We start from the raw sequence: 11,450 nt of genomic DNA, 5'->3' as shown, positions 1-11,450 counted from the left end.
GCGCCGCATTCCTTCGCGACTCCAACCCCCCATCGACCCCGCAACCCTTGCCAGTGCTGCCTTGCAGCGGCGGTTTGTGTTGCGAGGGGGCGAATATTAAGGGACTCCTCACCCGCTGGCAAGCGATTTCGAAAAATAGTTAAAAAGCCCTTCGGAGGTGCTTGATCCGGCCTGACTGTCACGTTGGCGACAGCCTATGCCGATGAACTGTCCTAACCTGCCAATCTGTCGCCGGCGCCCTATGTCGGCCCCAGGCAATCTAATAGATGACGCCGTAGCAGGAGACATTCATGACCCACGCCGTGCCTTTCGACCGTTCGTTCGTGGTTGGCGCCACTGACATTCCCCTGTCAGATGACACCATCCCCATGCTTCTCGCCCGCGCCGTCGCCGCCAACCCTGACGGCGACGCTGTAGTCTTCCGTGAGCAGTCCGTGCGCTGGAGCTGGCGGGGGTTTTCCGATGAGGTTGATCGCCTGGCAACAGGACTGCTGGCGCGGGGGATCGAGCGCGGCGACCGAGTCGGGATCTGGTCACCCAATCGCGTCGAGTGGCTGGTTACTCAGTTTGCCACCGCGCGTATTGGCGCGATTCTCGTCAATATCAATCCTGCCTACCGTCAGGCCGAGCTCGAGTACGCCCTGAACAAGGCCGGCGTGCGAATGCTGATCACCGCCGTCCGCTTCAAATCAAGTGACTACCTCGCTACCCTGCAGGCGCTGGCACCGGAATTGAGCGCGGCCACGCCCGGCGCACTAGGAGCAGCCCGACTGCCTCATCTGCAGTACATCGTCCGCATGGGCGACGAGCACACCCCTGGCATGCTGAACTATGCCGATGTCCTCGCCCCCTCATCCGCCGCCGAGCTAGACAGCCTCTCCCGCCAACTCAACGCGCACGACCCCATCAATATCCAGTTCACCAGCGGCACGACGGGAAATCCCAAAGGCGCCACGCTGACACATCACAATGTGGTGAACAATGGCCGCTTTGTGGCGATGGCGATGCGACTGAGCGGCGACGATCGCCTGTGCATCCCCGTTCCGCTTTACCACTGTTTCGGCATGGTGCTGTCCGTGCTGGCCTGCGTGTCCGCCGGCGCCTGCATGATCTTTCCAGGCGAGGCGTTTGACCCGCTCGCCACCATGCGTGCCGCGACGGAGGAACGCTGCACTGCGCTGCATGGTGTGCCGACCATGTTCATCGCCCAACTGGAGCACTCTGACTTCGGCCAGTTCGACTTCTCTGCGCTGCGCACCGGCATCATGGCGGGCGCCCCTTGCCCGATCGAGGTCATGAAACGCGTGGTGACAGACATGCACATGTCAGAGGTCACGATCGCCTACGGCATGACAGAGACCAGCCCAGTGTCCTTCCAGAGCGCCACCAACGACCCGCTCGACAAGCGTGTCTCGACCGTCGGCCGCGTACAGCCGCATTTGCAATGCAAGGTGGTCGATGCCACCGGCGAGATCGTCCCCCGCGGCACAACCGGCGAACTGTGCACCCGCGGGTATTCCGTCATGCAGGGCTATTGGGACGACGATGCGCGCACGCAAGAGGCCATCCGCGACGGCTGGATGTACACCGGCGATCTGGCGACGATCGACGCGGATGGTTACTGCAATATCGTCGGACGCGTGAAAGACATGCTGATCCGAGGCGGTGAGAACATCTACCCACGCGAGATCGAGGAATTCCTGTTCCGCCACCCGAAGGTGCAGGCTGTGCAAGTCTTTGGCGTGCCGGACACCAAGTACGGTGAGGAGGTTTGCGCATGGATCGTGCTCAAACCCGGCCAGACGGCCACGGAGGACGAGATCCGCGCTTTCTGCCGCGATCAGATCGCCCATTACAAGATCCCGCGCTATATCCGCTTCGTCAACGACATGCCGATGACGGTGACGGGCAAGGTGCAAAAATTTGTGATGCGTGACACCATGATTCACGATCTGGGGCTGCAGTCCGCTGCCACCGCCTGAATCAAAGAGCGTCACCATGACCATCCGAATTGTCAGACTGGGATCACCGCGCAACAAGGACGAGGGCCTCCGCATGGGCACCGTCCGCCGTCCGCCGCGAGGCGTGCCCAAGGCCGAGTTTGCCAGCCGGGACTTTTACGACGTCTGGTACCCCGCCTTGTCCCCTTCGACCGAATTGGTAGCTCAAGCGCAAGCGGCCACGGACGAGAAAGCCTGGCGCGCATTCGAGAAGCGATTCCGTACCGAGATGGCCGAGTCCGAGGCCAGCCGGACGCTCGACCTGCTGGCCGCGCTCTCGCACCAGACCAATTTCTCATTAGGGTGCTATTGCGAGGACGAATCTCACTGCCACCGGTCGATCCTGCGCGCCCTGTTGGCGGAACGCGGCGCCGACCTGGTGTAGCGAACCGCCGCACGGCGCGCACCTGGCGGGCCAGCGCCGCGATCCACCGGCTATGATGCGAAGCTTCGCCACGGAGCGAAGCCTTCTCATTTGCCCTTCCTCTTAGATGGCACTGAACCTCGTCTGGCTCGGATTTTTCCTGCTTTCTTTCGCTGTCGCCTGCGTGCGGCTGGTCAGCGGCGACACCACGGTGTTCCCGGCCATGCTGGCAAGCCTGTTCGATAGCGCCCGCACAGCCTTTGAGATCTCGCTCGGTCTGGCGGGCGTCATGAGCCTGTGGATCGGCATTATGCGAATCGGGGAGCGCGCCGGGGTGATCAATCTCTTTGCCCGCCTGGTGAACCCTCTTCTGCGCCATTTCTTTCCTGGCGTGCCGCAGGGCCATCCGGCACAGGGCGCGATGATGATGAACGTGTCCGCCAACCTGCTTGGGCTGGACAACGCCGCCACCCCGCTTGGGCTCAATGCGATGCGCGAGCTGCAGACGCTGAACCGTGCGTCCGACACCGCCACCAATGACCAGATCATGTTCATCGTGCTGAACACGGCTGGTCTGACACTGATTCCGACGTCGGTCATTGCGATCCGCCAAGCGATCGCCGTCAAACAAGGCCTGGTTGGTTTCAATGCGGCCGACATCTTCCTGCCCACGCTGCTGGCTACCGGGGCATCCTGTCTGGCCGGCCTGCTGGCGGTGGCATGGGTACAGCGGCTGAACCTGTTCAAACCCGCGGTGCTTACGGCATTTGCCATCGCAGGCACAGCCGTGGGCGGTCTGTTCGTCTGGCTACGCGGTGCCCCGCCCGATCAGGTCAGTCAGCTCGCCGCTCTGGCCGGTAGTGGGTTCATCCTATCGCTCATCACCTTGTTCCTGGTCTGCGGGGCGATTCGGCGCATCAACGTCTATGACGCGTTTATCGACGGCGCCAAGGAAGGCTTCGGCGTCGCGGTGCAGATCATTCCCTATCTGGTGGCGATCCTGGTGGCCATCGGCCTGTTCCGCGCAACCGGCTGCATGGACGCGCTGATGCAGGGGCTGACGTTGGGCTTCGCGTGGCTTGGCCTGAACACGGACTTTGTGCCCGCCCTGCCCGTCGGGCTGATGAAAATCCTGTCTGGCGCCGGCGCGCGGGGATTGATGGTCGACGTGATGACCGCCTACGGCGTCGATTCCTTCCAGGGTCGGCTTGCCGCAATCATCCAGGGATCCACGGAAACCACGTTCTATGTGTTGGCGGTCTACTTTGGCAGCGTCAATGTGCGCAACACACGGCACGCACTGGGGTGCGCATTGTTTGCCGATGCGGTGGGACTTGGCGCCGCCGTGTGGATTGCATACCTCTTCCGCTAACGCTTGTGGTGAGATGACAACGGCATTGTGCTGACTTGCAGTCATTTCAACACGTGTTACTTGGTGCGACGCAACAAGATGTGTATAGTGAAGTCTGTCTCCTCCACCACCTCGGTGGATTCCAGCCCGCGCATCACTTGCGCGGGTTTTTTTTGCCCAAAATTTGGGGAATGTACGTTCGATATGCGTTTTTTGGTCGATGCACGTCACGAATATGACACTTGCACCGCCGCAAGCAACGATTCCCCGACCTAGTGCATTCCCGCACGATTCCCGCGCAAATCGACAAAATCCAACAGCATTGTTGCGACGCAGCAAATCTGACCGTAGAGTGGCATCGGCATTTGCCCCTACATCCTTTTGCTCCATACCTGCTACCGATGCGCCCCGCCCCGCGCCTCCTCCGATACTGGCCTGACGCCGCCTTTGTTCAGCGCGGCATCGTCTATGCGTTGTCGTTTCTCGCACTCGCCGGTACGGCCTGGCTGACTGGGGAGGACGGTTATCTCTGGTCTGCGACGGCGTCGATCTGGACCTGCCTGGCGGACCGGCAGGGTACGGCTGCCGCACGCATGCGCAGCCTTGGAGCCGTCGGCATTGGCGGGGCGATCATGGCAACAGCGGGCGCTGCGCTGTCGGCTTCGCCCGCGTCGGCCGCAGTCGTGGTCCTGGCCGCTGGGCTGATGGCTGGGCTGGCCGAGATACGGGGTGCCACTGCCGCGCTGTGCGCCAAATTGCTCTACGTCGTTCTGATCGCCGCATGCCTGCAGCCTCCCGTCGGGCTGTCATTGCCTGCGCACGCCTGGATGAGCGGCGTCGATTTTCTGCGCGGCGGTGTCTTTGCCTGCCTCGTGTGCCTGGTCCTGGTCCCATCTCAACGCGACGCCCGTCCACGGAGCGAAATCGTCGCTGTCTATGGTGCGTTGCTACGCTTTGCCCAAGCCCTGGCAAGCATGGCTCCGCTGCACGACACCACGCCCTACAAGCAGGAAATCCGCCTGCGCATCGAGGCAGCGCGGACCGCAGTCGCTGGACGACGTGGCTGGCGCGATCCGGTCGGGCTGCTCCACTATGCGTACGCGGTGGCCGTGGCGGATGCATTGTTTGCGCTACTGATCGTTGCTGGCGAATTGCGCGAGCGAACGGGCGATCAGCATGACCTGCCCTTGGCCTACGCGGCACGATGCCTGATGGATACGCAGGAACAGGTCCGGCACGCGTTGTCCCGCCATGCACCGGACCTGCCCGCGCTAAGCGCAGTCCTTATGCAGGAGCTGCGCCGTCTGGTCGCGCAACGCGCCAATGCTCTCGCGCCGCCCGCCTATCAATCGGCACTTGCGGCGCTGGCGCGTCACCCCACGTTTGATCGGTGGCGCTTGACGTTCACTTGGCCGAATGCCGGGCTGGCCGGCATGCTCGACCGCCTCGGCTATACGCTGGCGGACCTGGCCGCGCGCGACGCGCGGATCTCCCGCCATGCCGTGCGGCTGGCACTGGCAGGCGGCCTCAGCTTGCTGCCGTCGCAACTCTGGCAGCTGGATCATGGCTATTGGGTGGCGGTCACGGTGATCATGGTGCTCAGCCCACGCTTGCAGACCACCCGGCAGATTTCGTTCCTGCGCTTTGCCGGATCGCTGGCCGGCGCGCTGCTGGCCTGCGCGGTCAGTCTCACCCATCCATCCCCGGCACTGACACTGGGCATCAGCGCCATGTGCCTGGCAGCCGCCTATACGAGCCGACTGGCCGGAAACGCCGGCACCTTCGCCTTCTGCCTGACGCCCGCCGTCATCCTGTTCTCCTGGCTGGGCGAGCCGGCTTCCAGCAGCAGCCAAGTGGCGGCACTGCGGGGAGCCGATACAGCGATCGGCTGCCTGATTGCCTTAGCGAGCTACTACGTGCTGGCGCCGCGGGCCGAATTGTCCCGGGTATTCCGTCATAGCCTGGATGCACTCGCCGTCAACACCGTGTACCTCCGGGCATCGACGGCCGCAGCGCGGTCGCTGACGCCTAACAGAATGCGACTGGAGGCACTACGGGTGGCTGCCGGCCGCGCCTCGACTCGTGCCGAGGACACATTGACGCAATGTGCCAGCGAGCTGGATTCGCCACTGGCGGGCGCTCACGGCGCCTTGCACGCAACGGCGCGGCGGATGGCGGCGCTTGCGGGATTGATTCGGGCAGGCGCGGAATCCGGCGAAATCGCTGCAAAGCCGGGCCTTGCCGTCCAGACCTTGCTGGCCGACCTCGAAGCACGCTTGGCAGAACTGGCTGTGCGTCCCGGTTGCACGGCGCTAACCGAGCTCATCGCACCGGAACGGTTGACGCCGCTATCCCCCGCCGATCCGCCATTCGAGCGCTTCCTGGCGGAACAGAGCACCTACGCCGACGCCCATATAGACGCCGCACACCGGGCCGTGGTTAGTCTGCGCACGCTGGCAGCCGAACAGGCGGCGGCGCGCCGATCACGCCGCGGAGTGCGGGCGCCGGCTGAGCTGGTTTGACACGGATCAGCGCGGGTCTCCCCCGGGTTGCCGGGCGGCGGCGATATCCTAGAATGATCGGATACCCGCCGTTTCCCCGTCCCCGACAAGTACGAGGTGCGCCATGACCGAAGTCTCCTTTCCCACCAGCGTCCCAACCTACTGCGCCGCCAGTCTGACGCTCTCCTGCCCGGCCACGGTCAATGGCAGTCAATCCCAGTACTCCGTCACTGCTGAAGCTCTGGAAACACATTGCGGCGCCCGGTCGCCGCGCGAGGAAGACCTGCTTCACGCATTCGCGACGAACCGGCAGCGCATCGAACAACTGGCGGAAAGCCTGTTCGAACTCACCGAAGCTCGCGAAATCGTGCTGCGAAGCGGCCATTTCCGCTTCGCAAGCTGACTGCGCGCCGCCTGTTTGTCCCTTATAGTCTCCGACGCCTTATTCGTCGGAAGCCTTCCCGCGCACCAGCAACACCGGCATCGTCGATTGCCGGATAACAGCTTCCGCCACGCTGCCCAGCACCAGCCGGCGCACGCCGCGGCGGCCGTGCGTGCCCACCACCAACAGGTCGCCACCCCACTCGCGTGCCGCTTCATTGAGTGAAGCCGCGATATCTCCCGCCACCGCCGGCTCGGTAACGAGCTTCGTCTCGAACGCCACCCCTGCGCCCGCCAAGACCTTGCCTGCGGCCTCCAGCGCACGCTTGCCGCTGTCGACAAAAGCACGCTCGATCTGTGTGGGATCGTAGTAACCGGCATCGAACAGCATCATGCCGTTGTCGACCACATAGAGTGCAAGGACCGTCGCCTCGCTGCCCGCTACGCGAATCGCTTCCGCCAGCGCCAGATCCGAGGTGCTGCTGCCGTCAACCGCCACTACGATCTTGCTGTACGCCGTGCTCGTCATCGCCTTGTCCTCCGGAAGTAGATTGGAAGGTGTTGATAGGAAGATGCAAATGAATGGGAGGGGCCCGCACGCCATCGCGCCGGGCACTGGCATTGATACTACACGTGGCCCCCGACTCACGTCGTGAGCGGATTCTGAATAAACCGTTCGCAAGAAATGCCCGCGCGGGCGGCAAAAGAGAGTCTGGCAGCGCGCAACCCGACCGCAAGACCCCTTTAAATTGACCGACCGTTCGGTTTATATATATAGTGGACAAGCTCGCCGCCGACCCAAACTCCAAGTCACCCCGACCCTCGTCGACAAGAACCAGGCGGCCCCCGCCAAAGGAGGCGCAATGTACACGCAGAGTCTTGACCTTCCCGGCCAGCCCGCGCAAGCAACCTTGAGCCACACGCTCATGGACGCGGACCTCGCCCAGCGCCAGGCCGATTTCGATGCGCGCATCGCGGAAGACGGCAAGATCGAGCCGATGGACTGGATGCCCGACGCGTATCGCAAAACGCTGGTACGCCAGATCTCCCAGCATGCACATTCGGAGATCGTCGGCATGCTGCCGGAGGGCAACTGGATCAGCCGGGCGCCGTCGCTCAAGCGCAAGGCCATCCTGCTGGCCAAGGTGCAGGACGAAGGCGGACACGGCCTCTATCTCTATAGCGCGGCGGAAACGCTCAATGCCTCGCGTGAAGATCTGGTCGATGCGCTGCACACCGGCCGCGCCAAGTACTCGTCGATCTTCAACTACCCGACGCTGACGTGGGCGGACGTGGGCGTGATCGGCTGGCTGGTAGATGGCGCGGCCATCATGAATCAGATTCCGCTTTGCCGCTGCTCGTACGGTCCTTATGCGCGCGCGATGATCCGCATCTGCAAGGAGGAATCGTTCCATCAGCGCCAAGGCTTTGACGCACTGCTGGCCATGATGCGCGGCACCGACGCCCAGCGCGAAATGGTGCAGGACGCCGTCGACCGCTGGTGGTTCCCAGTGCTGATGATGTTCGGCCCGCCTGACGCAGCATCCACCAATAGCAACCAGACGATGGCCTGGGGCATCAAGCGCATTTCCAATGACGACCTGCGCCAGAAGTTTGTCGATGCGACGGTCGAACAGGCCAAGGTACTGGGCGTGACGCTGCCCGACCCCGGCCTCGTATGGAACGCCGAGCGCGGTCACTACGACTACAGCCCGCTGGACTGGGATGAGTTCTGGCGCGTGATCAACGGCGACGGGCCCTGCAACAAGGAGCGCCTGGCCACGCGCGTGAAGGCGCACGACGACGGCGCCTGGGTGCGCGAGGCCGCACTGGTCCACGCGGAACGCCGCGCCCGCCGCGAGGTGGAAGGCCGCCAGGCTGCGTAACGGTGCCCCGGATCAAGGAGATCAACATGACGCAAAAAGAATGGCCGCTGTGGGAGGTTTTCGTCCGCAGCAAGCAAGGCCTGGAACACAAGCACTGCGGCAGCCTGCACGCCGCCGACGCGCAGCAGGCGCTGCACATGGCCCGTGACGTCTATACGCGCCGCCAGGAAGGTGTGTCGATTTGGGTGGTGCCGTCATCCGTCATCACGGCGAGCGCGCCCGAGGAAAAGGCCGAGCTGTTCGATCCGGCCGCCGACAAGATTTACCGGCACCCGACGTTCTACCAGCTGCCCGACGAAGTCAATCACATGTAAGGCCCCGGGACCATGACGCAAACGACCGTCGCCGACGAGAACACCCTCGCCCGCCTGCCGCTCGCGCGCACCGCGGCCCTGCAATACGTGTTACGCCTGGCGGACAACGCACTGATCCTGGGCCAGCGCAACGCCGAATGGTGCGGACACGGCCCGGCACTGGAGGAAGACATCGCGCTGGCCAACATCAGTCTTGACCTGATCGGCCAGGCACGGCTGCTGTACACGCATGCGGGCGTGCTGGAGGGCCAGTTGACCGGTCGCACACGGCATGAGGACGATTACGCCTACTGGCGCCACGAACGCGATTTCCGCAACTGGACGCTTCAGGAGCTTCCGCACCATGGCCCACTGGCCGGCACGGCGCGCATCGGCCGGGACTACGCGGTCACGATCATGCGAAATTTCCTGTATGGCGCGCTGATGGCCGAGCTGTGGCCGGCGCTGGAATCCAGCCGCGATACCGAGCTTGCCGCCATCGCCGCCAAGTCCGCCAAGGAAGCGCGCTACCACCTGCAGCATGCCGCCGGCTGGGTGGTACGCCTGGGCGATGGCACGGAAGCATCCCATGCGCGGATGCAGCAGGCACTCAATCACCTGCTGCCGTATATGAACGAATGCTTTGCCGCCGACCCCGTGGAGCAGGAGGCCGCCGCACAAGGCGTGGCCGTGCCGACGGCCGATCTGCGCGACCGATGGGACGCCACAGTGAACGCCACTCTGGATGAGGCCACGTTGCAATTGCCAGCGCCCTCGGCGTTCCTGTCGACGGGCAAGCACGGCGTGCATTCCGAACACATGAGCTACCTGCTGGCCGAGATGCAGGGGCTGGCGCGCGCCCACCCGGGCGCCCAGTGGTAACCGGAAGGAATCGCTGCCATGCGTCCCGCCCACGACTACGCCCACACCCACGCTCGGGACCCCGGCACTGCCGCATCCGTGCCGGCCTCCGTGTCACCGTTCGCGCCGACATTCCGGCAAGCGGCCGTCGCCGGCCCGCGTACGCTCGCGGAGCGGCTGGCCAGTGCCTGGGCGGCGCTGGAAGCCGTGCCTGATCCCGAGATCCCGGTGGTCTCGATCCGCGACCTGGGCATCCTCCGCAACGTGACGATGGCGGATGACGGCATCACCATCGAGGCCGTCATTACGCCAACCTACTCCGGCTGCCCGGCGATGTCGCAAATCGAGGAGGACGTCGGCCGCGCGCTGGAGGCAGCGGGCCTGGCGCCCTGGCGCGTCCGCACCGTGTTGGCGCCGGCCTGGACAACCGACTGGATCACCGAAGCGGGCCGCGCGAGCCTGCGCGCATATGGCATCGCCCCGCCGGGACGATGCCATGCCGATGCCGCGCCAACGGGCACCGTTCATCCGTTGCGCTTCGTGCCACGCGTCGCCACGCCAGTCGATGACGCCATCACCTGCCCGAATTGTGGCAGCGCTCATACCGAAGAACTGTCCCGCTTTGCCTCCACGGCGTGCAAGGCGCTTTACCGTTGTCTGGACTGCCGCGAGCCGTTCGACTACTTCAAACCCTATTGAGAGCCGGACCCATGACCCCTCAGTTTCACCCGCTCCGCGTGGCACAGGTTCGTCCGGAAACGCCCGATACGGTCTCGATTGCGTTTGACGTCCCCGAAGATCTCCGCAACGCCTACCGCTTCACGCAAGGCCAGTTCCTCACGCTCAAGGCCCCGGTGGACGGCCAGGACGTGCGCCGGTCGTACTCAATCTGTTGCGGCGTACAGGACTACGATTCCCGGGGCGAACTGCGCGTCGCGGTCAAGCTGGTGGAAGACGGCGTGTTTTCCACCTGGCTGCACGACAATATCGCGCCAGGCCAGGTATTCGAGGTCATGACGCCGGACGGCCGGTTCCACGTATCGCTGGATGCCGGCACCGCGCGTCACTATGTTGCCTTTGCCGCCGGCAGCGGCATCACGCCAGTGCTGTCGCTGATCCGCACCACGCTGGCGGTGGAACCACAAAGCCGCTTCACGCTGGTGTACGGCAACCGGAACGTCGATAGCATCATCTTTTCCGAAGCGCTGGAGGACCTGAAGAACCAGTATCTGTCGCGCTTCACGCTCTACCATGTACTGTCGCGCCAGCCGCAGGAAGTAGACCTGCTGCACGGCAGGCTGGACCGCGCGCGGGTGGCAGCTTTCCTGGAGACGCTGATTCCCGTCGATGACATCGACGCCGCTTTTGTCTGCGGCCCGGCATCGATGATCGATGAAGTGGAGGACGCATTGAAGGCAGCCGGCGTCGATCCCCACAAGATCCACGCCGAACGCTTTGGGGTACCGTTGGCCCGGTCGAAGCCAGCAAAACCCACCAGCCATGCCGATCATGCTGGCACGGCGGAACTGGTGGTGGTGCTGGACGGCAAGCAACACAAGATGCGCCTGCCGTTGGAGGACGCCAACGTGCTCGACACCGCGCTGGCAGCTGGGCTGGACCTGCCCTATGCCTGCAAGGGCGGGGTGTGCTGCACGTGCCGCGCCAAGGTGCTCGAAGGCAAGGTCGAGATGGAAAAGAACTACACGCTGGAGCCGTGGGAGATGGAAAAGGGCTTCGTGCTGACCTGCCAGGCACGAGCGCTGACGCCCCGAGTGGTGGTGAGCTACGACGATCGGTAGTCGAAAGCCTCAGG

General features: G+C 64.1%; 11 protein-coding genes. 10 read left to right on the top strand and 1 reads right to left on the bottom strand.

Annotation, left to right across the window (positions count from 1 at the left end; all coding sequences use genetic code 11):
• The first annotated feature begins 290 nt into the window (after positions 1 to 290).
• From AC1DOX_RS12920 to AC1DOX_RS12900, 5 genes are all read left to right on the top strand, one after another.
• Entirely contained in the window at positions 291 to 1,982 is a 1,692-nt protein-coding gene (locus AC1DOX_RS12920) for an AMP-binding protein (protein WP_441621184.1), read from the top strand.
• Between the two features lie 16 nt (positions 1,983 to 1,998).
• On the top strand, positions 1,999 to 2,385 hold the full coding sequence (locus AC1DOX_RS12915; RefSeq protein WP_441621182.1) for a DUF488 domain-containing protein: 387 nt from the start codon (positions 1,999 to 2,001) through the stop codon (positions 2,383 to 2,385).
• A gap of 106 nt (positions 2,386 to 2,491) precedes the next feature.
• Positions 2,492 to 3,736 carry a nucleoside recognition domain-containing protein gene (locus tag AC1DOX_RS12910; RefSeq protein WP_441621180.1) on the top strand — a complete coding sequence of 415 codons (1,245 nt, stop codon included), beginning with the start codon at positions 2,492 to 2,494 and terminating at the stop codon, positions 3,734 to 3,736.
• Positions 3,737 to 4,116: 380 nt separating this feature from the next.
• On the top strand, positions 4,117 to 6,237 hold the full coding sequence (locus tag AC1DOX_RS12905) for an FUSC family protein (RefSeq protein WP_441621178.1): 2,121 nt from the start codon (positions 4,117 to 4,119) through the stop codon (positions 6,235 to 6,237).
• A 103-nt stretch (positions 6,238 to 6,340) separates the two neighbouring features.
• Positions 6,341 to 6,619, top strand: coding sequence for a DUF1488 family protein (locus tag AC1DOX_RS12900; protein ID WP_092138605.1), 279 nt, complete (start codon positions 6,341 to 6,343; stop codon positions 6,617 to 6,619).
• A gap of 39 nt (positions 6,620 to 6,658) precedes the next feature.
• Here AC1DOX_RS12900 and AC1DOX_RS12895 read toward each other — a convergent pair whose 3' ends face one another.
• Positions 6,659 to 7,126 (bottom strand): universal stress protein, encoded by a 468-nt coding sequence (locus AC1DOX_RS12895; RefSeq protein ID WP_441621176.1) that lies wholly within the window; start codon positions 7,124 to 7,126, stop codon positions 6,659 to 6,661.
• 334 nt (positions 7,127 to 7,460) lie between these two features.
• Here AC1DOX_RS12895 and paaA point away from each other — a divergent pair, with 334 nt between their 5' ends.
• From paaA to paaE, 5 genes are read left to right on the top strand one after another with little or no spacing between them, the layout of a single operon-like run.
• Positions 7,461 to 8,483, top strand: a complete 1,023-nt coding sequence (paaA, locus tag AC1DOX_RS12890; RefSeq protein ID WP_441621174.1) for a 1,2-phenylacetyl-CoA epoxidase subunit PaaA — start codon at positions 7,461 to 7,463, stop codon at positions 8,481 to 8,483.
• Positions 8,484 to 8,509: 26 nt separating this feature from the next.
• Positions 8,510 to 8,797, top strand: a complete 288-nt coding sequence (gene paaB / locus AC1DOX_RS12885; RefSeq protein ID WP_092138602.1) for a 1,2-phenylacetyl-CoA epoxidase subunit PaaB — start codon at positions 8,510 to 8,512, stop codon at positions 8,795 to 8,797.
• Between the two features lie 12 nt (positions 8,798 to 8,809).
• Complete coding sequence (gene paaC / locus AC1DOX_RS12880; protein ID WP_477101294.1) at positions 8,810 to 9,658, top strand: 1,2-phenylacetyl-CoA epoxidase subunit PaaC; 849 nt, start codon at positions 8,810 to 8,812, stop codon at positions 9,656 to 9,658.
• Between the two features lie 18 nt (positions 9,659 to 9,676).
• The gene (gene paaD / locus AC1DOX_RS12875) at positions 9,677 to 10,336 is read left to right on the top strand and encodes a 1,2-phenylacetyl-CoA epoxidase subunit PaaD (RefSeq protein WP_441621169.1); all 660 of its coding nucleotides are present in this window, start codon (positions 9,677 to 9,679) and stop codon (positions 10,334 to 10,336) included.
• A gap of 11 nt (positions 10,337 to 10,347) precedes the next feature.
• A complete protein-coding gene (gene paaE / locus AC1DOX_RS12870; RefSeq protein ID WP_477114036.1) occupies positions 10,348 to 11,436 on the top strand; it encodes a 1,2-phenylacetyl-CoA epoxidase subunit PaaE in 1,089 nt (362 codons plus the stop codon).
• Positions 11,437 to 11,450: the final 14 nt, after the last annotated feature.

The sequence above is a fragment of the Cupriavidus sp. 01L415 genome (assembly GCF_056400065.1).
Note: the sequence above shows the minus strand (reverse complement) of the source record. Positions and strands in the feature narration are given on the sequence as shown.